Here is a 21,877-nt window from a genome sequence, read left to right on the forward strand (position 1 = left end):
GGGCGCCGGTGCGCCGGAAGATCAGCTGGAGCGGTCGACCATGACCTGGGAGAACCGGGTCAGCGACTCGCGGACGACACCGTCGGGCAGCGGCGCCAGCGCGGCGACCGCGCGGTCGGCCCACTGGTGCGCGAGGGTCCGCGTCGCTTCGGTGACCGGGTGCTCGCGGAGGGAGGCGAGCGGCGCGTCGAGGATGGCGGGGTCCGCTCCGTCGGCGATACGCGCCACCCCGTCGTCGATGGTCGCCTTGAGCGCCTGCGACGAGGGGTCGCCGGCGCGGCCGAGCAGCAGGTACGGCATCGTCGGGACGCCCGCACGCAGGTCGGTGCCGGGCACCTTGCCGGTCTCCTCCGCGTCTGCGGAGAGGTCGATGACGTCGTCGAGGAGCTGGAACGCAACACCCACGCGCTCACCGAACTCGCGCACCGGTGCGGCGTACTCGTCGGGGGCGTCGGAGAAGACGACGCCGGCCTCAGCCGCCGCGGCGATGAGGGAGCCGGTCTTGTCGCTGAGCACCTGCAGGTAGAAATCGACCGGGTCATCCCCCGCCTGCGCGCCGACCGTCTCGTGCATCTGCCCGAGGACGAGGCGCTCGAAGGTGTCGGCCTGCATGCGGATCGCCCGCTCGCCGATCGTCGCCATCAGCTGGCTCGCCCGGGAGAAGAGCAGGTCGCCCGTGAGGATCGCGACGCTGTTGCCCCAGACGGCGTGGGCGCTGGGAACGCCGCGACGGCGGTCCGCCTCGTCCATGACGTCGTCGTGGTACAGCGAACCGAGGTGGGTCATCTCGAGGGCCACCGCACCGGCGATGACGTGGTCGGTCACGCCGGAGCCGAGCTGAGCCGTCAGGATCGAGAGCATCGGCCGCAGACGCTTGCCACCGGCCTCGTACAGGTAGCGCGACGTGACGTCGGCGAGGGAATCCCCCACCGTGAGCTCACCAGCGAGGCGCTCCTCGACCTGGTCGAGTCCGACCTCGACGGTCGTGAGCAGTTTGCGCAGCCGCGGGCCCGCGAAGATCCGCTCGGTGACACCGAGGCGGCTCGCGAACTGCGAACCCGGAGTCGCGGGACGGGGAGTCATTCCTCCAGCGTACCCGTCCGGCCCTCGGCCCGGTCGCCCGCAGACTCCCCCTTGCGTGCGCGGTGAAGCGCCACGATGCCGAAGGTCAGATCGCGATACTCGACCGAGTCCCAGCCCGCCCCTCGGATGCGCGCGGCGAGCGCGGCCTGGTCGGGCCAATCGCGGATCGATTCGTTGAGGTAGTCGTAGGCGTCGGCGTTCGTGCTGACGGCCTTCGCGACGATCGGCAGGACCCGATCGTTGTAGAACGAGTAGAGGGTCCGCATGAGTGGAGCCTGCGGGTGCGAGAACTCGCACACGACGAGCGTCCCGCCGGGCTTCGTCACGCGGAGCATCTCGCCCAGGGCCTTGTCGGGGTCATTGACGTTGCGAAGGCCGAACGAGATCGTCACGGTGTCGAACTCGTCGTCGGCGAACGGCAGAGCCGTGGCATCCGCTTCGGTGAAGCTCAGGTTCGGGATGCCGCCGTGGCGACGCCGCCCCTCGGCGATCATGCCGGCGGAGAAGTCCGCGGCGACCACGTCGGCGCCCGAACGGGCGAGCGCGACAGAGCTCGCACCGGTCCCCGCGGCGAGGTCGAGGATCCGCTGGCCCGGCCGGGGCGCGATGGCACGCGTCGCCGCGACCCGCCACAGCTTGTCGTTGCCGAGGCTGAGGACGGTGTTGGTGCGGTCGTACCCGGCGGCGACCTCGTCGAACATGCCGCTCACGCGCGACGGATCCTTGCCGAGATCGGCACGGGTGGAGGCGGCGCGGGTCGGTTCGTCGGTCACGTACCGAGCCTAATCGGGGCGGGCTTGCCCGGGGCCCGCCGCGGCTCGGCTGACCAGCCGGATTAGGCTGAAGGAGTGACCTCGTCTGCGCTCGGCATCCCGCGGCTGCGTGCCGTCACCCGGCGGATCGAACCGGTCGATGAACCGCTGATCTACGCCTCCCCCGAAGATCCCACCGTGTGGTCGCGCCGCGGTGACCTTCTCATCGGCGTCGGGCGCGCGGCCGAACTCCCCGCCGGCGCAGCCGCCGCGCAGTGGTGGCGCGAGGTCACCGCCGCATCGGAGATCGACGACAAGGTCCGCCTCGCCGGGTCGGGCCTCGTCGCCTTCGGCACGCTGCCCTTCGACCCGGCGAACAGCTCGGCGAGCGCCGCCCTCGCCGTGCCGCGCATGATCATCGGGCGCCGCGGGGACACGAGCTGGGTCACCCACGTCTTCGTCGAAGGCGAACCGGAACGCGACGAGCCTCAGGCGATCGCGTTCGGCCCGCACTGGTCGGCCACCGTCGGCCCCGGGGCCTGCACGCCCGACGGCTACCAGGGCGAGGTGCGCGCCGGCCTCGAGGCGATCGCGTCCGGCGAGGTCGCGAAGGTCGTCCTCGCCCGCGACCTGGTGGGCACCGTTCCCGCCGGCTCCGACCTGCGCCGGCTCGTCCGTGCGCTGGCATCGGCGTACCCCGACACGTGGACCTTCGCCGTCGACGGCACCATCGGGGCGAGCCCCGAGACCCTCGTGACCGTGTCGGGAGGCACCGTCACCGCACGGGTCCTGGCGGGAACCGCCGCCCGCGGCGCCGATGCGGACGCCGACACCGCGGCATCCGTCGCCCTCGCGACGAGCCCCAAGGACCTCGACGAACACCGGTACGCCGTGCAGAGTGTGCTGACGGCGTTGCGCGAGCACACGACCGCACTGGTCGCCGAGCCCGAACCGTTCATGCTGAAGCTGCCGAATGTCTGGCACCTCGCGACGGATGTCGAGGGCAGCCTGTCGGGGCGGGCGTCCTCGCTCGACCTCGTCGCGGTGCTGCACCCGACGGCGGCCGTCGCCGGCACACCGACGCAGGCAGCGCTCGAGGCCATCCGCCGGATCGAGCCGTTCGATCGGGGCCGCTATGCCGGACCCGTCGGCTGGATCGATGCGCAGGGCGACGGCGAGTGGGCCATCGCGCTGCGCTGCGCGCAGTTCGACGTGAACGGGGCGTCCGACGACGGCATCCCGTTCGTCGCACATGCCGGCGCGGGCATCGTCGCCGGCAGCGACCCCGAGACCGAGATGCTCGAGACGCGGGTCAAGTTCCGACCGATCGTCGACGCGCTGGCCTGACCGCGCCGGCGCCCTCAGGTCGCCGCGAGTCGCGCCTTCTCGGCCTCGACGTCGAAGTCGGCCGCGGGCCACTGCGGGTCGATGCGCTCGAGCGCGTCGAGCAGCAACGCCTGCACCGCGAGGCGGGCGTACCATTTCGCGTTCGCGGGAACGACGAACCACGGTGCGTTCGCCGTGGAGGTGCGATCGAACACCGTCTGGTAGGCGTCCATGTAGGCGGGCCAGAGTTGACGCTCGTCGACGTCGCCCGGGTTGTACTTCCAGTGCTTGTCGGGACGCTCCAGCCGTTCGCCGAGCCGCGCCTTCTGCTCGTCGGATGAGATGTGCAGCATGACCTTGACGATGTGGACGCCCCGATCGGTGAGGCGCTGCTCGAAATCGACGATGGCCTCGTAGCGGCGCTCGATCTCGTCGGGCGGAGCGAGCTGACGCACACGACCGATCAGCACGTCTTCGTAGTGCGAGCGGTCGAAGACGCCGATGTACCCCGCCTCGGGCACCTCGCGCTCGATGCGCCACAGGAAGTCGTGGGCGAGCTCTTCGGGGGTGGGCTTCTTGAAGGCTTTGAGGTGCACCCCTTGCGGGTCGGTCGCACCGATGACGTGACGGACGATGCCGCCCTTGCCTGCCGAGTCCATCGCCTGGAGTACGAGCAGCAGTGACGGTGCTCCGTCGTCGAGGCGACTCTGCGCGAAGAGCCGTTCCTGCAGTTCGTCGAACTGCTCGGCGCCGTCCGCGAGGTCGGCCTTCGCGGCGCTCTTGCCGCCCTCGTAGCCGGGGGTGGCCGCGGGGTCGACGTCGTGCAGTCGGAATCCCTCCCCCACTCGCAACAGCTGCGCGGGGTCGCCGGTCCAGTTCTTCTGACTCGTCGCTGTCATCCCCTCATCATGGCGATGACGGTGCCGTCACGCACCCCGTTGACGGGGCGGATGCCACGGCTCTGCGATCAGCGGGCAAGTGGAATTCAGCGAGCCAGGAATTCAGCGGGCGAGGGGGACCTCGATGATCTGCCGACCTCCGACCGGTGCGGTGAGCGCCTGGTCGAGGGCACCGCGCGTGGCGACGCGGGTGTACTCCCACCCGTACGCGCGGGCGAGCTCCTCGAGGCGCGCCGTCTGCGGCGTGAAGAACACCCGGTCGAAGGCGTCGGGCGACGCCACGTCATGCACCTCGAGTCCGTCGAAGATCGTGCCACCGCCGTCGTTGCCGACGATGACCTGGATCCGCGGCTCACCCTCGGCAGGGGGGAGCAGGAGGGCTCCGACGTCGTGGAGGAAGGCGAGATCGCCCAGCAGCACCCGTGTCACCCCGGGAGACGACCCGCGCTGGGCCGCCACCGCGATGCCCATTCCTGTGGCGATCGTGCCGTCGATGCCGGCGAGGCCGCGGTTGGCGTGGACGGGCACCTTCTTGCCGCCGAGCAGCTGATCGGCGACGCGGACCAGGCGCGAGGAGCCGAAGAGCAGACGGTCGTGCGGCCAGCTCGCTCGCCACACGGCGTCGACCAGGCCTGCCCGATCCAACGGCGTTCGGATGGCGCCCAGCTCGGCGGAGAGCGCGCTCATGCGCTCGGCGGGAACGGTCGACGCCAACGCGTCCGCGTCGGGGGCGGCCGGACTGAGATCGACCGCGTGCTCCCGTGAGGCGCGCATCCACGCTCCGAGCCATTCGCGGTCGGCGTCACCCGCCGGGACGGACACCGCGTCCACCGCGGTGGTGGAGCCGTTCAGATTGAGGGGCTCGCCGGGGCCACGGATCGCCCAGACCTCGACATCGGATCGGCTGAGCAGCCGAGTCACCTCGCGGCTGAGCGTCGGGTGCCCGAACACGACGGCCCGCTCGATGCGGCCGCCGAGGGCGTCGTCCGACAGGAGGTGCCGATAGCCGTGGACGAGGTGGCGCCCGAAGCGGGCTCCGCTCACGATCTCGGCGATGAGCGGGAAGCCGCCGACATGGGCGAGCTCCTCGGCACCGGCGCCGGCATCGGCTCCTGCGATCACCACGGTGCGCGGTCCGCGCGGCAGCGGCGTCGCCACCGCCGGATCGTCGGGAAGGTCGGCGGCTCCGATCCCGCCTCCACCCTGGTAGTGCGCGCCCCACATCTCGTCGGGCGCTTCCGCGGTGACCTCGGCGCCGACGACGGATGCCGCGGCATCCGTCAGCCAGTCGGGAAGCACGCCGGAGAGCGGCTCGCGGTAGGGCAGGTTCAGGTGCACGGGGCCGGCGGCCCGATTGCCCGCCCCCATCGCCGCGCCGAAGGCCGCATCGGCGACCGCCGCGAGAGCGGCCGACTGCTCACCGTCGACGTCGTCGACGAGCTCGGGAACGGGGAGGTCGGCTTCGAACCGCACGTACGCGCTGAACATGCCCGGCTGCCGCGTCGCCTGGTTGGCCCCGACCCCGCGCAGTTCGGGCGGACGGTCAGCCGTCAGCAGCAGAAGGGGAACGCCGGCGTGGTGGGCTTCGAGCACCGCGGGCAGGAGATTCGCGACGGCGGTGCCGGACGTACAGATCACGACCGCGGGCACGCGTGTCTCGCGGCCGACACCGAGAGCGGTGAAGCCTGCGACGCGCTCATCGATCCGCACGTGCACATCGGCTCGGCCACGTCGTTCGAGTTCCGCGGCGACGAGGGCGAGCGCCTGGGAGCGGGAGCCGGGGGCGACGACGAGATGGCGGACACCGCGCCAAACGAGGCGGCGCAGGAGCGCGGCAGCGGCGTCGGCGGCGGGCGCGCGCCCTCCCGTGTCGGGCGCGGTCATCTCAGGAACGGCCGCCGCGCGTCTGCTCGCCCGAGTCGTCGTCGGTCGAGGGCGGGTCGACGTGGCCGCGATCGCGCGGGTCGTCGGCTTCGGAGTCGAGCGCGGCCAGCTCCTCTTCGAGGCGCCGGATGCGCTCGTCCTGATCGCTGACCGTGGAGATCCGACCGAGGAACTCCGGGTTGTCGTCGGGTGCCTGGAAACGGGGCGCGCTGGAACGGCGGGTGCGGCCGATCAGGAACCAGAGGACGCCGCCGACGACCGGAAGCAGCACGACGATGAGGAGCCAGATCGGCTTGCTCACGCCGCGGTGACGGGTCGGCGGCTGGAGCGCGCAGTCGACGATGCTGTAGACCCAGAACGCGGTCAGCAGCAGCGCCAGAACGAGGTACACGCGCGCCATGACTCCATCCTAAGCGGGGCGCGCTCGCGGAGGGCGCTCACCCGTGCGGTCGTAGAATGGGAGCATGCGCGCCCGCTCCGCTTTCGTCTACTCGCTGCTGCGGCTGCTCGCCTTCTTCGTGCCGTTCGGCGTCATGATGCTGTTCCCGATCCTGCGGGAGCACTACTGGCTCGCCGCGATCTTCGCGGCGCTGATCGGCCTCAGCCTGTCGATGCTCTTCCTGCGTCGGCCTCTCGACGAGGTGTCGACCGGGCTCTCCGAGCGGCGTGAGGAGCGCCGCCGCAACGCCAGAGACGAATCCGTCGAGGACGCCGCGACCGACTGAGCTCCCGGCTCAGCCGATGAAGGCCCACAGCAGCACGGCGCTGTAGGCCACCGAGGTCAGCGAGCTCAGCTGCAGCGCGGTGATCAGCTCGCGCGGTGTGCGGTAGGTCCAGACGATGAGGGTCGCCGACAGCGAGGCGAGCAGCGCCAGGAGGCTCACCCACGCGATCGGGTAGAGCTGCGCGATGAGGACGGCGATGACGAACGGCAGCAGCATGAAGACGGTGAAGAGCACCTGCGATCCGCGTCGGCCGATGCGCACGCTCAGCGTCCGCTTGCCGGCCACGGCATCCTGAGCGATGTCCCGGAGGTTGTTCGTCACCAGCACACCGCACGCGAGGAAGCCCACGGCGATCGCGGAGAGCCACGACTCCCACGGCACGGCGCTCACCTGGACGAAGGTCGTTCCGGTGGTGGCGACGAGACCGAAGAAGACGAAGACGAACACCTCGCCGAGGCCGGAGTACCCGTAGGGGCGCTTGCCGCCGGTGTAGAACCAGGCCGCGACGATGCAGAGGGCGCCGACGGCGAGCATCCACCAGTGCTGGGTGCGCACGACCACCGCGATCCCCACGATCGCGGCGACCGCGAAGGACAGGAGCGCGGCGGTGAGGACGGCGCGCGGCGAGACCCGGCCCGACGCGGTCAGGCGGGCGGGCCCGACGCGGTGGTCGTCCGTGCCTCGGATGCCGTCGCTGTAGTCGTTCGCGAAGTTCACGCCGACCTGGAGCGCGACCGCGACCAGCAGGCAGGACAGCGCCAGCACCCAGTGGAAGAGCCCGTCGACCACGACAGCCGCTCCGGTTCCGGCCAGGATCGGGCTCACCGCGAGCGGGAGCGTGCGCAGCCGTGCGGCGCCGATCCAGTCGCGCGCGGTCACCGGCGCGAGCTTCTGCGGGGCGGCCGTCGCTTTCGGCTTCGCCGGGTTGCCGGAGCGGCGAGCGGGACGTGAGGGGGTGCGCTTTCGGGATGCCACGAGCAGTGATCCTATTGCCCGTGTCGATGTGCGCCCTCGCGGTCGCCCCACAGGACGCGGAGCGCGCCCCGGTCGGGCTTGCCGCTGGGCAGCAGGGGGACCTCGTCGAGCACCAGCAGGGCTCGCGGACGAGCCGGCGCGCCCGCGGCCTCGCCGACAGCGTCGCGGAGCTCCGCGAGGACGTCCGACACGTGCCGACCCGCGAGTGCATCACGGGTGATCGCGACGGCGGATGCCTGACCCCACCGCGCATCCTCGATCGGGATGACGACCGCGGCATCCAGCCCGGGCTGGATGCGCACGATGCCCTCCACGCGATCCAGCGACACATTCACCCCACCCGAGACGATGACGTTGTCGAGGCGTCCGGTCACCCGCACGATGCCCCCCTCGAACGTGCCGGCGTCGCCGGTGCGGTACCAGCGCGTGCCGCCGCCGTCTCGGACGAAGACGTCGTCGGTTCGGTCGGTCTCGCCGAGGTAGCCGTCGGCGAGCATCGGTCCGGTCAGCTGCACCTCGCCTTCGACGATGCGGATGCCGACGCCGTCGAGCGGGACGCCGTCGTAGACGCAGCCGCCGCTGGTCTCGCTCGACCCGTAGGTGCGGACCACGCGGACATCCAATGCGGCGGCCCGCTCGGCCAGCGACGGTGCAAGCGCCTGCCCACCCACGAGGATCGCTTCGAAGCCGCGCAGCTCTGCTGCGACGCCGGCATCCGCTTCGCCCGCCGTGACGAGGTCGGACAGCTGGGTCGGCACGAGCGAGGTGAAGCGGGGCACGGGAGCGCCGCCCACGCTCGAACGCATCGAGGCCGCGACGGCCGTGAACGCCCCCACCGAGAATGCGCCCGCCAGCAGTGACGGCTCGTGCCCGGCGAGGAGGCTGCGCACGAGCACCTGTGCCCCGGCGATGTAGGTCGGCGGCAGCGCGAGCAGCCACGCCCCCTCGCCGATGCGCGCCGCGGTCGCCGTCGCGCTCGCGATGAGCGCAGAGCGGCTCAGGACGACGCGTTTGGGGATGCCGCTCGACCCGGACGTCGCGATGACGAGCGCGGTGCCTCCGGGCACGTGCCGCAGCGGCGGCTCGGTGTCGCCGAGCGCGAGCGCCGGGCCCGCGCCGTCGAGCGTCGCCCGCAGGCCGCGCAGGACGTCGCGCGGCTCGGCGCCGACGGTGATGAGGTCGCGCATCGCCCGCTCAGTAGTGGTACGGGTAGGGCGACCAGTCGGGGTCGCGCTTCTCGAGGAACGCGTCGCGCCCCTCGACGGCCTCGTCGGTGCCGTAGGCGAGACGGGTCGCCTCGCCGGCGAACACCTGCTGGCCCACCATGCCGTCGTCGATGGCGTTGAACGCGAACTTCAGCATGCGGATCGCGGTCGGCGACTTGCCGAGGATGGTGCGGGCCATCGAGATGGCCTCGCGCTCCAGGTCGGCGTGCGGCACGACGCGGTTCACGGCGCCCATCTCATAGGCGCGCTGCGCGGAGTACTCCTCCGCGAGGAAGAACACCTCGCGCGCGATCTTCTGGCCGACCTGACGCGCCATGTACGCGGAGCCATAACCGGCGTCGAACGATCCGACATCGGCATCCGTCTGCTTGAACCTGCCGTGCTCGGCGCTCGCGATCGACAGGTCGCAGACGATGTGGAGGGAGTGCCCACCGCCGGCGGCCCAGCCTGGAATGACGGCGATGACGACCTTGGGCATGAAGCGGATGAGACGCTGCACCTCGAGGATGTGCAGGCGTCCGGCGCGCGCCGGGTCTGGGGTCGTCGCGTCATCAGCGGCGTAGGTGTAGCCGTCGCGACCGCGGATGCGCTGATCGCCGCCGGAGCAGAACGCCCACCCGCCGTCCTTCGCGCTCGGGCCGTTGCCGGTGAGGAGGACGACCCCGATCTTCGGGTCCTGCCGCGCGATGTCGAGGGCGCGGTACAGCTCGTCGACGGTGTGCGGCCGGAAGGCGTTGCGCACCTCGGGGCGGTCGAACGCGATGCGGGCGATGCGCCCGTCGAGGGAGACGTGCGCGGTGATGTCGGTGTAGTCGTCGGCGCCGGGCGCGACGGTCCATTCCGACGGGTCGAAGAGCTCGGAGACGGTCACCCCGCCAGCCTACGCTCGGGGCAGGTCGCGCCCTCGGGCATCGTTCGCCGGGAACTGTTCACCCGACGACCGGCGACCGCGGTGCCGTGACCGTGCGAAGCTTGTAGAGCGGCTTTCACCCGACGGATGCCGCGGAAGGACCGCCATGAAGATCACGAGATCATCCGACTGGCGGGACGCTCTTCCCTTCGAGGTGCCGCTGCTCGCAGCCGATGCCGTCCCCGGCGAAGCGACCCGCTGTGTCGGCTGCCCGGCGTCGTCCGAGCCGCGTGACCGGTCGGAGCTGTGGGTCGTGAAGCACCGGCATCCGAACAATCACGCCGGCTTCGTCCGTTACTACTGTGCGGAGCACAAGCCGTCGTCCCCGCCCCCGCCCGCGGCGTCGGTCGCGAACCCGGGCAAGCCCCGCGGGTCGGCACCGAAGGCTGCTCGTCCGGAGCGCACCACGGCGCCCAAGCGCCCGGCGCCGTCGCTGGATGTGGTCCGCGCGATGTGCCCCGACTGCTTCGTCGAGGTGTCCGCGACGGGCGTGTGCGGGATGTGCGGGCAGAAGGTCGTCTGACCGGTCGCGGCAGGCTGTCCCTACACCATCGGTGGGTGGCGGCGCATCGGCGTGATCGCCGCGGATAGCCGTCATTAGGCTGGCGCGATGACGCCCTCCGCCGACAGAGCAGCACACGCGACGAAGAACAGCAGCGCCTTCCGGGCGGTGGCCCGTGCGGGCTTCGCTGCCAGCGGTGTCGTGCACGTGCTGATCGGCATCATCGCCATCTCGCTCGCGACGGGAGGGTCGGGCGGGGAGCAGGCCGACCAGTCCGGTGCGTTGCAGCAGCTGGCGAGTGCCCCGGGCGGGGTGTTCCTGCTGTGGGCGGCGGCCGTGAGCCTTGCCGCCCTCGGGGTGTGGCATCTGCTCAGCGCGTTCCTCGACCAGTCCGTGTCGTCGGGTGCCGATCGCGCGAAGCACATGGTGAAGAACGGCGCGAAGGGGATCGTGTATCTCGCGATCGCGTTCTCCGCGGGCGTGTTCGCCGCCGGGGGTTCGGCGAATTCGTCGAGTTCGACGAGTTCGCTGACCGCCGATCTTCTGGCTGTGCCGGGTGGGGTGTTCCTCGTCGTGGCGATCGGTCTGGTCATGATCGGGATCGCCGGATATCTCGTGTTCAAGGGTGTGACCCGCCGGTTCGAGCGCGATCTTCGGGTGCCGGGTGGTGCCGCTGGCCGCGCTGTTCGCGTCCTCGGGACGGTCGGCTATGTCGCCCGCGGATTGGCTCTGGCTGGGGTGGGGGTGCTCTTCTTGGTCGGCGCGATCACCAATGATCCCGAGAAGTCGACGGGGCTCGACGGTGCGCTGCGCTCGTTCATCGACCTGCCGGCGGGAGTGGTGGTGCTCATCCTCATCGGTGCGGGGTGGATCGCCTACGGCGTGTACGCGTTCTTCCGGGCGCGGTTCGCCCGGCTCTGACAGGAGCGTGCGGCGGAGTCCGGGCTGCGGCGCGTGCTGCTCCCGCACGGATGCCGCGGGCCCAGGGCTCGTGGTACGGAGTGACGCGCTGTCAGGCCTCGGCGACCTCAGAAGGGTGCTCGGCCGGTGTCGTGGGTGGGTGCGGCAGGGGTGAAGGCGACGGCCGGGGTGGGTGTGGTCGACTTCGCAGCGGATCGCCGCGGTGCGGCATCCGGGGAATCGGCAGTGCTGGTCTCGGGCTTGCAGGTATCGGCGCATCGCCGACGGGACTCGGTAGGAGTCGACGGCGAGCACGGTCCCGGTGATCGGGTCGGTGACGAGCCGCTCCCAGGTCGGTGTCGACCCGGCCAGGAGCCGCGCGGTGGTCGGGTCGATGGGTGAGCGGCCGACGAGGTCGCACGCTTCGTCGGCACCGGTGAGGGCGAGGGCGGGGATGACGATCTGCACTCGTGCCCGGATCGTGCCGAGCGGACCTGCGGTCGTGTCGCGGGTGTCGTCGAGGGCGGGCGTGCCCGCGAGGAGGGGGTCGGCGAGAACGTCGGCGCGGACCTGGTCGGTGGAACGGGTGTCGGTGCCGATCACGTCGTGCCGGTCGCCGCCGTCGACCTCGGCGCTACCAACTCCGTCCGTTCTCGCGCCATCCGCGACGGTGAAGCCATCCGCCCGCTCGCCGCGGCTGTCGATGATCGCCCGCGCCATCTGCGTGAGCCGGTCGTGCACGCCCTCGACGATCGCGGTGGGCAGTGTCGCGACGAGGTCCGACATCCCATCCCGGCCCGGCAGCACTCGCACGCAGCGCCCTGCCGCGGCCTCGGTGTGCCGTTCCGTGAAGGAACGCGGGTGCATCCGTTGCGCGAGGATCTCGAGCTCGGCCCGGACCCGGTTCGGGGTGTCCCGCTCACACCGGGCGATCGCCGCGGCTTCGAACTCGGCCCGCAGCTCCGGCGGAACGACCGACCCGGTCTCGACGATGACGAGCACGTGGCCTCGCGTGATCGCCCCCGTCTCCCACGCGGCCAACGCTCCCGGGAAGTCCTCGACGATCACGCGCGCCTCACTGATCCGGCGCTGCACGGTCCGGTCGGCGACCCGCATCACCCCGCCGAGTTCCGCCGCCATCGAGCGGAGGATCATGTCGTGCTCCCGCACCCGACCCGGCAACCCCGCCGCCTGGCTCTCCGCGAGACGGCCCGCCGCAGCGAGAACCCGAAGTTCACGTACCTGCGCCGCCGCGACCTGCCGCCCGGCGGACTCGACCTCATGCACCAACCCGGCCAAAGACGCGAGGAACGCGTCCGATCCGGGAGTCTCCGCCGTGCTGGTCATACCCCCATCCTGGTGAGGGCCTCCGACATTCCCACCCGCGTTGTCGCCACCTGAACCCCAGACCAGATGAGAAAAGCCTCATCTTCAACGAACCTTCCGTCCGAAGTCGTCTCTCGGCGAGCAGCACCCTCCGAGACGAACGGGCGCAGTGCGACACTCCTCAGACGTGAAAACCATCGGCGTCCTCCTGGCGGTCATCTTGCTCACCGTGTCTGTGCCCGGATGCGCGCGAACAGTCGACTCCCGTCCGTCCGGCGAGACCGGCGTGTGGCAGCTGCAGTCAGAACCGAGCCGCGACAGCACGTCGATCGACATCGTCGTCTCGCGGCTTGAATGTGCGAGCGGCGTCACCGGGGAGGTGCTCAACCCGCTCGTCCGATCTGAACGCGATCGGGTCGTCGTGACCACTCCGGTCGCCGACAACGGTACGGACGACGGCGAATGCCAGGGCAACAACGGCGTGGCCCTGAACGTCTCCCTCGGCGAATCGCTGGGCGAACGGATCCTTGTCGACGGGGCGTGTCTCGACACGGACGCACGCACCACCACCCTCTGTGATGATCCCGTCCGCTGGCGACCCTGACACCCGCTCGACGCGCACCACGCGGCGCCGAAAGGATGCCGCCGGCGCAGCCGCGCGGCAGGATGTGAGCATGACGCTCCCGCCGCTGTCCGATCTGCTCGACACCGCGCGGGTCGTCGCGCTTCCCCTCGTGACGCGGTTCCGCGGAGTCGACCTCCGCGAGGCTCTGCTGCTTGAGGGACCCGAGGGATGGACCGAGTTCTCCCCGTTCACGGAGTACGCCGACGAGGAGGCCGCCACCTGGCTCGCGGGGGCAATCGACTTCGGCTGGCACCCCTCACCTCGCGCTGAGCGCTCGGAGATCCCAGTGAACGCCACGGTGCCCGCGGTGTCCGCGGCGTCGGTGCCGCATGTGCTGTCTCGCTTCGACGGATGCCGCACCGCGAAGGTCAAGGTCGCCGAACGCGGGCAGCGACTCGACGACGACGTCGCTCGGGTGCGCGCGGTGCGCGAGCAGATGGGACCGGAAGGCCGCATCCGAGTGGACGCGAACGGGGGTTGGAACATGGACGAGGCCGAGCACGCGATCCACGCGCTTGCCGCCTACGACCTCGAGTACGTTGAGCAGCCGTGCGCCGAGGTGGACGAGCTCGCGGAGGTGCGCCGCCGCGTCACCTACATGGGCATCCCTATCGCCGCGGACGAATCGGTCCGCAAGGCGAGCGACCCGCTCGCTGTCGCTCGCGCGGGCGCAGCCGACCTCCTCGTCGTGAAGGCGCAGCCGCTCGGAGGCGTCGAGCGCGCGCTGCGCATCGTGGCCGAGGCGGGGCTGCCCGCCGTCGTCTCCAGCGCCCTCGACACGTCCGTCGGCCTCGCGATGGGCGTCGCCCTCGCGGCATCCCTGCCGGACCTCGACGTCGACTGCGGGCTGGGCACGGCATCGCTGCTCGCGGCCGACGTGACGAGCGACCCGCTGCGCCCCCAGGGCGGCTCCGTTCCGGTGAGGCGAGTCTCCGCGGAACCCGATCTGCTCGCGCGCCACGCCGCCGACCGCGAGCGTCGCGAGTGGTGGCTCGATCGTCTCTCGCGCTGCCACGCGGTGCTGTCCGCCCGCGAGGACTGACCAGCGGAGCCGTCAGTCCGCCTCGCCCAGCAGAGCGCTCAGGCCGCCTCGACGAGCAGCGCGACCAGTTGCTGCAGGCGCGACTGCAGCGCCTCGTTCGCGCTGCGCTTGGACTTCCGCTCGAGCGAGGAGCGGATCGAGCACTCCTCCGACACATCGAGCAGCAGCTGCGCGGCGTCGGGCAACGGCATCCGGAGTCGGATGCCGTGTGCCGAGGTCACGTCGGTGATGATCGCCTCGACGCGCACGCGCATCTGCTCCCGCCAGGCGAGGAAGGCGGCCGCCAGATTGTCGTCGCGGAGCGCCTGGGTGCGGATCTCGCTCAGCAGCTGAGGCTCCATCCGCTCGGCGAGGGAGATGTCGGCGATCTGTCGCACGAGGTCGACGGGATCGTCACGCCCCGACAGGGTGCGCACCCGCACCGCGACCTCGTCGAGCTTGTCCTCGGCGAGCTGGGTGATCAGGGCGAGGAACAGCTCGTCCTTCGTCTCGAAGTTCGAGTAGAACGCCCCGCGCGTGAACCCGGCACGCTCGCAGACCGCCTCGACCGACGCCGCCCCCAGTCCTACCTCGGCGAAGACGTCGTGGGCGGCCTCCAACAGACGCGCTCTCGTGTTCTCACGGCTGCGTGCCACTTCACACCCACTCCCCAGACTCGAACGCCACGAACGGGATTAGGATACACCTGTGTATCGGATACAGCGCTGTATCGAACTCGTCTGAATCCTCTTCTTGGGAGCGCCCCGTGTCCACTCTGCTGTTCTCGCTCGGCCGCTGGTCGTACCGGCACGCCTGGCGCGTGCTCATCGCCTGGATCCTTCTGCTCGGTCTCGTCGGAGGCAGCGTCGCGCTGCTCATGAAGGGCACCGACAACTCCTTCTCCATCCCGGGGACCGAGGCCCAGGAGGGAATCGAGCTCCTCAACCGCACGTTCCCGCAGGCGAGCGGCGCGAGCGCGCAGTTCGTCGTCGTCGCCCCCGAGGGCAGCCGCGTCGATGACGCGCCCCTGCGCGACGAGGTCGAAACCCTCGCGGACGGCCTGGCCGACGTCGACGGGGTCTCGAACGTCACCGTTCCCTACGACGAGATGGTCGACGGTCTCATCTCCGACGACGGACGCGCAGGCCTCGTTCAGCTCCAGTTCGATGGTCAGGCGATGGACGTGTCGGATGACACGATCGCCGACGTCGAACAGCTGGTCGCCGACTTCCGAGTCGACGCACCGGAGGGGACCACGTCGGCGCTCGGCGGCGATCTGTTCGCCACCTCCGTCCCGGCGCTCTCGATCATCGAGGCCGTCGGCGTCCTCATCGCCCTGTTCGTGCTCATCGTCACGTTCCGCTCCTTCGCGGTGGCGTGGTTCCCGCTCATCAGCGCGCTGATCGGCGTCGGCCTGGCCGTCGCCCTCATCTACGTCTCGACCGCCGTCACGACGATCTCCTCGACCACCCCGATGCTCGCCGTCATGCTCGGACTCGCGGTCGGCATCGACTACTCGCTGTTCATCGTGTCGCGACATCAAGACCAGGTGCGCGCCGGCATGGATCCCGAGGAGTCCGCCGCACGCGCGACCGGCACCGCCGGCTCCGCCGTCGTCTTCGCCGGGGTGACCGTCATGATCGCCCTCGTGGGGCTGAGCCTGGCCGGCATCCCCTTCCTGTCGACCATGGGTATCGCGGCCGCCGTCGCCGTCGCGATCGCGGTCGTGGTCTCGGTGAGCCTCACCCCCGCACTCCTCGGCTTCGCCAAGGGACGCGTCGCGGGATGGGGCGGCCGCACTCTCCAGCGCGGCTTCCCGACCCGTCGCCGCGCTCGCTCGACGGATGCCGCGAACGCCGACGCCGAAGCTCCCGAGCCCGCTCCGAAGGCGACCCCCATGCGCCCCAACCGCTGGGTGATGCTCGTGACGCGGCATCCGATCATCACGACGGTCGCCGTCGTGGTCGGACTCGGCATCATGGCCATCCCGTCGGCGAGCCTGCACCTCGCGCTGCCCAACGCCGGCGTCCAGCCGACCTCGAGCGAGGCGCGGCAGGCTTACGACCTGAACGCGGAGTACTTCGGCGCCGGGTCGAACGGCGCGCTGGTGATGGCCGGCACGATCGTGACGAGCACCGACCCGCTGGGTCTCATGGAGGATCTCAAAGCCGAGGTCGAGGACATCCCCGGCGTCGAGCGCGTCGCCCTCGCCACCCCCAACGAGACGGCCGACACCGGGCTGATCCAGATCGTCCCCACCACTGCGCCCGACGACCCCGCCACCGCCGACCTCGTGCGCGAGCTCCGCTCGCACCACGACGAGTGGCTCGACGAATACGGTGTCGACCTGAAGGTCACCGGCTTCACCGCCGTCGGCATCGACATCTCCGACCGGCTCGGCGCCGCGCTGCTGCCCTTCGGCATCTTCGTGGTGGGCCTGTCGTTCGTGCTGCTGATGATCGTCTTCCGGTCGATCTGGGTGCCGCTGAAGGCGACCCTCGGCTACCTGCTGTCGATCCTCGCCGCGTTCGGTGCGGTCGCCGCCGTCTTCGAATGGGGCTGGCTGGCCGAGGCGCTGCACGTCACCCGCACGGGCCCGGTGATCAGCTTCATGCCGATCATCCTGATGGGCGTCCTGTTCGGCCTCGCCATGGACTACGAGGTGTTCCTCGTCTCGCGCATGCGCGAGGACTTCGTCCACGGCCGGCGCGCCCGCGGCGGGCGCGGCGACCGGGCCACGGCCATCGCCGCGGTGCGCAGCGGCTTCACCGCCTCGGCCCGCGTCGTCGTCGCCGCGGCGGTGATCATGTTCGCCGTGTTCGCGGCCTTCGTCCCCGAAGGCGACAGCTCCATCAAACCGATCGCGCTGGGGCTCGCGGTGGGCATCGCCGTCGACGCCTTCCTCGTGCGTATGACCCTGGTCCCGGCCGTCATGGCTCTCCTCGGAGAGAAGGCATGGTGGATGCCGCGCTGGCTCGAGCGGCTGCTCCCCCACGTCGACATCGAGGGCGAGGCGGTCGAGCACGAGCGCGCCCATGCCCACTGGCCCGAGCCCGACTACACCGGCGCCCTCGCCGCGGACGGTCTGGAGGTCCGCGCCGAAGGACCGGGCGGCAGCGACATCGTGCTGTTCCGCGATGCCTCGGTGCGCCTCGCCGACGGCGGCACGCTCCTGGTGACCGCCGACGACCCCCACAGTGCGCGCGCCTTCCTCCTCGCCGTCGCCGGACGCGTCGCGCCCACGGAGGGACTCCTGCGGGTATCGGGGCATCTGCTGCCGGGCCGAGCCGCGTGGGTGCGAGCCCACGTCGGCGTCGCGGAGCTCTCCGGCTCGGACGCTCCCCTGACCGAGCAGCGTCGCGCCCTCGCCGGTCGCACCCGCTTCGTCGCGATCGCCGGTCTCGACACCCTCAGCGGCAGCGACCGCGATCAGGCCGCCGCGCTCATCCGCGACGCCGCCGCCGGGGTGACCGCACGGGGTCACGCACTCACGATCGTGGCCTCCGCCCGCGACCTCGCCTCCGCACGGAGTGTGCTCGCCGACGCGCACCGCACTCCCACCGACACGCTGGTCCTCGAGACCCGCACCCCTGCTCCCGCCGCCGCCGACACCCAGGTGATCCCCTCATGACCCTCTCGTTCGAACGCTCACAGAACCGACGCCCGGTGACCTGGCTCACGCTGCTCGGCGTGCTCCTGCTGCCGGCGATCATCGGCGGCATCCTCGTCGCCGCCCTGTACAACCCGACCGAACGTCTGGACGCGATGAACACCGCCATCGTGAACGACGACGAGCCGGTCGAGGTGAACGGGCAGACGACGCCGCTCGGCCGCCTGCTCACCGCCGGGCTCGTCGAGGGCTCCGACGACCTCGACAGCAACCTCACCTGGACGATCAGCAACACCGAGGATGCCGAAGAAGGTCTCGCGGACGGCACCTATGACGCCATCGTCACCATCCCCGAGAACTTCTCCGCCGCCGCGACTTCGACGGCTCCGGGCGGCAGCCCCGAGAAGGCGACCATCTCACTGACGACCCCGCCCGACAGCAAGATCGTGGACGACGCCATCACGACCCAGGTGACCCAGACCGCGGCATCGGTCCTCGGCGAGCAGCTCACCGAGACCTACCTCGAAAACGTGCTGCTCGGCTTCACCACCCTCGGCGAGCAGCTGGGCGAGGCCTCCGACGGCGCCACCCAGCTCGCCGACGGCGCGAGTGAGGCCGCCGACGGCGCCACCCAGCTCGCCGACGGCGCCAGCACCGCCGCAACCGGCGGCTACTCTCTGGCCGACGGCATCCGGGAGCTCGCCGGCGGTGCGCAGGGCCTCTCCAGCGGCATCCAGGCACTCGGCACCGGCTCCGCCGCTCTCGCCGGCGGCGCCGATCAGCTGGCCACCGGCGCCAACGCCGCCGCGGGCGGCCTCGGCCAGCTCGCAGACGGAGCGGCGCAGCTCTCCTCCGGCGCCGCCGCGACCGCAGACGGTCTCGAGACCTGGGCCGCCAGCGCGCGCCCCGTGGCCGACGGCACACAGCAGTTGGCCGACGGTCTGGCCGCGGCCGCCGGGCAGACCGCAGCCATCCCGGCCATCCCCGACTCGGTCGTCGCCGGGCTGAAAGCCCTCACCTCCGACGGTCAGCAGAACAGTGCCGCCGTGGGCACCGCCGTGCAGGCGCTTCGCGATGCCGCGGACTCCTGCCTCGCCGAAGGCGGCAGCGCTGATCTGTGCGCCTCGCTGACCGATGCCGCAGACGACGCGGAGGCCGCGCTTCCCGGCCTGCAGGAGGCCGTCAGCGACTCCGAGCAGCTCGCCGCCGACATCGACCAGCTTGCCCAGTTCGGCCCGACCCTGAGTGCAGGTCTCTCCGAGTACGCAAAGGCCGCGCAGCGTCTGGCGGCGGGCATGGACGGCCTCGCTGACGGCGCCGACCGCCTCGCCGGCGGGGCGAGCGGTCTCGCCGGCGGTGCCGCCGACCTCTCTTCGGGCGCCGACGAAGCGGCGACCGGTGTCGGCCGCCTCGCTGACGGCGCAGCGGAGATCGCCACCGGCGCCGACGGCCTGGCCTCGGGCGCGGCACAGCTCGCCACCGGAGCGCAGACCTTCGCCGCAGGCGCCGGCACCGCGGCATCCGGCACCGACGAACTCGCGAACGGCATCGGAGCGCTCTCGGACGGTGCCGGTGAGCTCTCCGGCGGGGTCACGCAGCTCGCCGACGGCACGGACGAGCTCGCCGACGGCCTCGGTCAGGCCGTCGACGGTGTGCCGACCTACACGGACAGCGAGGCGAAGGACCTCGCCGCCGTGGTCGCGAACCCGGTCGTCGCCGACGGCACCAGCACCTCGTTCTTCGGCGCGTCGGCCGTGCCCCTGCTGGCGACGCTCGCGCTCTGGTTCGGCGGCCTCGCGTCGTTCCTCGTCCTGCAGGCCGTGCCGCGCGCCGCGCTCGGCTCGCGGCGCCCGTCGGCCGTGCTCGCGCTGCGCGCGCTCGCTCCCGGCGCGGCTCTCGGCGCCGCGCAGGGCCTGCTGGTCGCCGTCGTCGTGCAGCTCGCCGCCGGGTACGAGGTCGGCGCGTGGTCGGTGTTCGCCGCCCTCTGTGTCGTCGCCGGGGTCGCCTTCGCCGCCGTCAACCATGCCCTCGTCGCCCTCGCCGGTGGGGTGGGACGCTGGATCGCCGCGCTCGTCGGCGTCCTCGTCATCGCGACCGGAATCGTCTCGACGGTTCCCGGCGCCCTCGCCGACATCGCGGGACTGCTCCCCACCGCACCCGCGTATCACGCCATGCTCGCGGCGCTGACCGAGTCCGACGGCGCGGCCACCGGCGCGGTGGGCCTCGTCATCTGGGCTGTGCTCGCGATCCTCGGCTCCGTCCTGGCCGTCACCCGGCACCGGTCGACGTCGGCCCGCGCGGTCCTCACGCAGCCCGCCTGAGCGCCTCCACGCGCGATGCCCCCGTCCTCTTGGACGGGGGCATCGTCGTCTCCGCGGGGTCAGGCGGCAGAGGTCAGGGCAGCCGCGCGTCCGCGAGCTCGTCGCGGACGCGCTCGGCGTACCGCCGGTCCCCCGCTTCGGTCGGATGAACGCCGTCCTCGGCGATCGGGATCTCCCACTCCAGCGCCGACACGTAGACGAAGCCGTGCTCCTCGGCGGCCGTGCGCAGCGCGGCATCCACCTGCACTTCCCCGTCCCTCGCCGGAACGTCCAGGGGCCCGATGACGACGACTGCGTCGGCGACATCGGCCGCACCGAAGACCTCGTCCACGGCCGCCTCGAGGGTCGTGGCACGGGCGAAGACGTCGTTGAGCCCGCCCTGGATGATCAGCGTCTCCCCCTCGGATGCTGCGCGAGCGATGCGATCCACGAACGAGTTCGGCCCGCAGGCGCCCCGATTCGCGTATCCCGTGAAGGGGACCGCGTCGAGCGTGACCGTCACCTCCGGGTCCAGTTCGACGAGGACGTCCGTCCAGCGGTGGCCGCGATCATCGAGCGTGTCGCCCGCTGAGTACGAGTCGCCGAGCACCGTCACGCCGTCGGGGCCGGAGCCGAGGGTCTCGATCTCGCCGTACTGCTGCTGATACGCGCGGATGTCGTCGCACCCCGGCGGCTCGCCCGGGCGCGCGATCACCACCGCGGTCACGGCGACACCGGCCGCGACGACCGCGACCGCGGCGGCCACAACCCAGCGTGCGCGCAGACGGCCGCTCAGCTGAGACCGCTGTACGAGTGGAGGCCCTTGAAGAACTGGTTCACGATCGTGAAGTTGAACAGGACCGCGCAGAAGCCGACGATCGAGAGCCAGGCCGACCGGGTGCCGCGCCACCCGCGCGTGGCTCGGGCGTGGATGTACCCGGCGTACAGCACCCAGATCACGAAGGTCCAGACCTCCTTCGTGTCGAAGCCCCAGTACCGGCCCCACGCGTCGTTCGCCCAGATCGCCCCCGCGATGAGGGTGAACGTCCACAGGACGAAGCCGATGATCGCGAAGCGGTACGCGAGCGATTCGAGGACCTCGGCACTCGGCAGGGTGCGGAGGAAGGGCATTCGCGTGCGAGGTGCGGCATCCGACCCCACAGCGGCCAGTGCGAGCCGCTCACGGCGGGACTGCAGGAGCTGCACCACCGAGAGGGCGAACGCGATGGCGAAGAAGGCCGACGCGAGCGAGGCGACGAAGACGTGGATGACGAGCCAGATGCTCTTGAGCGGGTCGGAGAGCGGGACGACCTCGACGTAGTACGCGAGCGCCGCGCCACCCAGCAGCACGACGATGAGACCGTTGACGAAGGCGCCGAGGAAGCGCAGGTCGTATTTCACGAGGACGCCGAGGAACACGGCGACGACCAGCATCGTGCCGGTCAGGGCGAACTCGTAGTTGTTCGACCACGGCACGCGGCCCGCGGCGATGCCACGGGTCACGTCGGCCCCCACGTGGAAGAGGAAGGCGACGACCGTCATCACGACGCCCAGTCGCGCGAAGAGGAAGCGGCCGCGCTCGGACGGTCGGGCCTCGAGCGCGACCTTCGCGGCAGCCTCCTCGGCCCGGATCTCATCGATCGTCTGGCCCCCGGCGGCCACCAGGGTGCGCTCCTTGACCCGCGCGTCCTGCGCCTGGATCGCCAGCTCAGAGCGGCGGGCGAGGTCGACGGTGAAGGCGATGAAGCCGAGGGTGTAGATCGCGACAGCGGTCCACAGCAGCAGCACCGACAGATCATCGAGAGACATGGAG

The 21,877-nt window shown here is 71.4% G+C and carries 19 protein-coding genes and 1 pseudogene; 8 read left to right on the plus strand and 12 right to left on the minus strand.

The features are described 5' to 3' along the window. Positions 1-21: 21 nt before the first annotated feature. Both BKA24_RS13805 and BKA24_RS13810 read right to left on the minus strand, forming a co-directional pair. Complete coding sequence (locus tag BKA24_RS13805) at positions 22-1,083, minus strand: polyprenyl synthetase family protein (protein ID WP_184219414.1); 1,062 nt, start codon at positions 1,081-1,083, stop codon at positions 22-24. Continuing rightward, a complete protein-coding gene (locus tag BKA24_RS13810) occupies positions 1,080-1,856 on the minus strand; it encodes a demethylmenaquinone methyltransferase (protein WP_184219418.1) in 777 nt (258 codons plus the stop codon). The genes BKA24_RS13805 and BKA24_RS13810 overlap by 4 nt, the downstream gene beginning before the upstream one ends. A 75-nt stretch (positions 1,857-1,931) precedes the next feature. Between BKA24_RS13810 and BKA24_RS13815 the strand changes: the two genes are divergently transcribed. Next, on the plus strand, positions 1,932-3,182 hold the full coding sequence (locus BKA24_RS13815; protein ID WP_184219421.1) for an isochorismate synthase: 1,251 nt from the start codon (positions 1,932-1,934) through the stop codon (positions 3,180-3,182). Between the two features lie 14 nt (positions 3,183-3,196). Here BKA24_RS13815 and BKA24_RS13820 read toward each other — a convergent pair whose 3' ends face one another. The 3 genes from BKA24_RS13820 to BKA24_RS13830 form a co-directional block, all read right to left on the minus strand. Beyond that, positions 3,197-4,060, minus strand: coding sequence for a polyphosphate kinase 2 family protein (locus BKA24_RS13820; protein ID WP_184219424.1), 864 nt, complete (start codon positions 4,058-4,060; stop codon positions 3,197-3,199). A gap of 102 nt (positions 4,061-4,162) precedes the next feature. After that, positions 4,163-5,944 carry a 2-succinyl-5-enolpyruvyl-6-hydroxy-3-cyclohexene-1-carboxylic-acid synthase gene (gene menD, locus BKA24_RS13825; RefSeq protein ID WP_184219428.1) on the minus strand — a complete coding sequence of 594 codons (1,782 nt, stop codon included), beginning with the start codon at positions 5,942-5,944 and terminating at the stop codon, positions 4,163-4,165. Position 5,945: 1 nt separating this feature from the next. Further along, the gene (locus tag BKA24_RS13830; protein WP_184219431.1) at positions 5,946-6,344 is read right to left on the minus strand and encodes a PLDc N-terminal domain-containing protein; all 399 of its coding nucleotides are present in this window, start codon (positions 6,342-6,344) and stop codon (positions 5,946-5,948) included. Between the two features lie 64 nt (positions 6,345-6,408). Between BKA24_RS13830 and BKA24_RS13835 the strand changes: the two genes are divergently transcribed. Further along, entirely contained in the window at positions 6,409-6,669 is a 261-nt protein-coding gene (locus tag BKA24_RS13835) for a DUF4229 domain-containing protein (RefSeq protein ID WP_184219433.1), read from the plus strand. A gap of 9 nt (positions 6,670-6,678) precedes the next feature. On the opposite strand, the gene BKA24_RS13840 is transcribed toward BKA24_RS13835, so the two are convergent. The 3 genes from BKA24_RS13840 to BKA24_RS13850 are packed head-to-tail and all read right to left on the minus strand — an operon-like array spanning position 6,679 to position 9,741. Next, on the minus strand, positions 6,679-7,650 hold the full coding sequence (locus BKA24_RS13840; protein ID WP_221417742.1) for a 1,4-dihydroxy-2-naphthoate polyprenyltransferase: 972 nt from the start codon (positions 7,648-7,650) through the stop codon (positions 6,679-6,681). A gap of 5 nt (positions 7,651-7,655) precedes the next feature. Further along, a complete protein-coding gene (locus BKA24_RS13845) occupies positions 7,656-8,831 on the minus strand; it encodes an AMP-binding protein (protein ID WP_184219439.1) in 1,176 nt (391 codons plus the stop codon). Positions 8,832-8,838: 7 nt separating this feature from the next. Next, positions 8,839-9,741 (minus strand): 1,4-dihydroxy-2-naphthoyl-CoA synthase, encoded by a 903-nt coding sequence (locus BKA24_RS13850; protein ID WP_184219443.1) that lies wholly within the window; start codon positions 9,739-9,741, stop codon positions 8,839-8,841. Between the two features lie 145 nt (positions 9,742-9,886). Here BKA24_RS13850 and BKA24_RS13855 point away from each other — a divergent pair, with 145 nt between their 5' ends. Continuing rightward, positions 9,887-10,303 carry a glucose-6-phosphate dehydrogenase gene (locus BKA24_RS13855; protein ID WP_184219446.1) on the plus strand — a complete coding sequence of 139 codons (417 nt, stop codon included), beginning with the start codon at positions 9,887-9,889 and terminating at the stop codon, positions 10,301-10,303. An 87-nt stretch (positions 10,304-10,390) separates the two neighbouring features. Beyond that, positions 10,391-11,203, plus strand: a complete 813-nt coding sequence (locus BKA24_RS13860) for a DUF1206 domain-containing protein (RefSeq protein ID WP_184219449.1) — start codon at positions 10,391-10,393, stop codon at positions 11,201-11,203. On the opposite strand, the pseudogene BKA24_RS15420 reads toward BKA24_RS13860, so the two are convergent. Next, positions 11,180-12,529: pseudogene (locus BKA24_RS15420) on the minus strand (HNH endonuclease signature motif containing protein); the annotation flags it as partial. The gene BKA24_RS13860 and the pseudogene BKA24_RS15420 overlap by 24 nt on opposite strands. A gap of 166 nt (positions 12,530-12,695) precedes the next feature. Here BKA24_RS15420 and BKA24_RS13870 point away from each other — a divergent pair. Beyond that, the gene (locus BKA24_RS13870; RefSeq protein ID WP_184219456.1) at positions 12,696-13,112 is read left to right on the plus strand and encodes a hypothetical protein; all 417 of its coding nucleotides are present in this window, start codon (positions 12,696-12,698) and stop codon (positions 13,110-13,112) included. 70 nt (positions 13,113-13,182) lie between these two features. Next, positions 13,183-14,175 carry an o-succinylbenzoate synthase gene (locus tag BKA24_RS13875; protein ID WP_184219459.1) on the plus strand — a complete coding sequence of 331 codons (993 nt, stop codon included), beginning with the start codon at positions 13,183-13,185 and terminating at the stop codon, positions 14,173-14,175. 38 nt (positions 14,176-14,213) lie between these two features. Here BKA24_RS13875 and BKA24_RS13880 read toward each other — a convergent pair whose 3' ends face one another. Further along, positions 14,214-14,810, minus strand: coding sequence for a TetR family transcriptional regulator (locus tag BKA24_RS13880; protein WP_184219462.1), 597 nt, complete (start codon positions 14,808-14,810; stop codon positions 14,214-14,216). A gap of 110 nt (positions 14,811-14,920) precedes the next feature. Here BKA24_RS13880 and BKA24_RS13885 point away from each other — a divergent pair, with 110 nt between their 5' ends. Both BKA24_RS13885 and BKA24_RS13890 read left to right on the plus strand, forming a co-directional pair. Then, positions 14,921-17,785 carry an MMPL family transporter gene (locus BKA24_RS13885; RefSeq protein WP_184219466.1) on the plus strand — a complete coding sequence of 955 codons (2,865 nt, stop codon included), beginning with the start codon at positions 14,921-14,923 and terminating at the stop codon, positions 17,783-17,785. Then, entirely contained in the window at positions 17,782-20,085 is a 2,304-nt protein-coding gene (locus BKA24_RS13890) for a YhgE/Pip domain-containing protein (protein ID WP_184219469.1), read from the plus strand. The genes BKA24_RS13885 and BKA24_RS13890 overlap by 4 nt, the downstream gene beginning before the upstream one ends. Positions 20,086-20,158: 73 nt before the next feature. Here BKA24_RS13890 and BKA24_RS13895 read toward each other — a convergent pair whose 3' ends face one another. Continuing rightward, a complete protein-coding gene (locus tag BKA24_RS13895; protein WP_184219472.1) occupies positions 20,159-20,830 on the minus strand; it encodes a GDSL-type esterase/lipase family protein in 672 nt (223 codons plus the stop codon). A 26-nt stretch (positions 20,831-20,856) separates the two neighbouring features. Continuing rightward, the gene (ccsB, locus tag BKA24_RS13900) at positions 20,857-21,873 is read right to left on the minus strand and encodes a c-type cytochrome biogenesis protein CcsB (protein WP_184219475.1); all 1,017 of its coding nucleotides are present in this window, start codon (positions 21,871-21,873) and stop codon (positions 20,857-20,859) included. Between the last annotated feature and the right edge of the window lie 4 nt (positions 21,874-21,877).

Origin of the sequence: Microbacterium marinum (genome assembly GCF_014204835.1) — a bacterium.
GTDB classification, from domain to species: Bacteria; Actinomycetota; Actinomycetes; order Actinomycetales; family Microbacteriaceae; genus Microbacterium; species Microbacterium marinum.

Bases quoted from the DNA above. Each gene is read 5' to 3' on its own strand.
- BKA24_RS13805 (WP_184219414.1), bottom strand. From the start codon at position 1,083: ATGACTCCCCGTCCCGCGACTCCGGGTTCGCAGTTCGCGAGCCGCCTC.
- BKA24_RS13820 (WP_184219424.1), bottom strand. From the start codon at position 4,060: ATGACAGCGACGAGTCAGAAGAACTGGACCGGCGACCCCGCGCAGCTG.
- menD (WP_184219428.1), bottom strand. From the start codon at position 5,944: ATGACCGCGCCCGACACGGGAGGGCGCGCGCCCGCCGCCGACGCCGCT.
- BKA24_RS13830 (WP_184219431.1), bottom strand. From the start codon at position 6,344: ATGGCGCGCGTGTACCTCGTTCTGGCGCTGCTGCTGACCGCGTTCTGG.
- BKA24_RS13835 (WP_184219433.1), top strand. From the start codon at position 6,409: ATGCGCGCCCGCTCCGCTTTCGTCTACTCGCTGCTGCGGCTGCTCGCC.
- BKA24_RS13845 (WP_184219439.1), bottom strand. From the start codon at position 8,831: ATGCGCGACCTCATCACCGTCGGCGCCGAGCCGCGCGACGTCCTGCGC.
- BKA24_RS13855 (WP_184219446.1), top strand. From the start codon at position 9,887: ATGAAGATCACGAGATCATCCGACTGGCGGGACGCTCTTCCCTTCGAG.
- BKA24_RS13860 (WP_184219449.1), top strand. From the start codon at position 10,391: ATGACGCCCTCCGCCGACAGAGCAGCACACGCGACGAAGAACAGCAGC.
- BKA24_RS13875 (WP_184219459.1), top strand. From the start codon at position 13,183: ATGACGCTCCCGCCGCTGTCCGATCTGCTCGACACCGCGCGGGTCGTC.
- BKA24_RS13890 (WP_184219469.1), top strand. From the start codon at position 17,782: ATGACCCTCTCGTTCGAACGCTCACAGAACCGACGCCCGGTGACCTGG.
- ccsB (WP_184219475.1), bottom strand. From the start codon at position 21,873: ATGTCTCTCGATGATCTGTCGGTGCTGCTGCTGTGGACCGCTGTCGCG.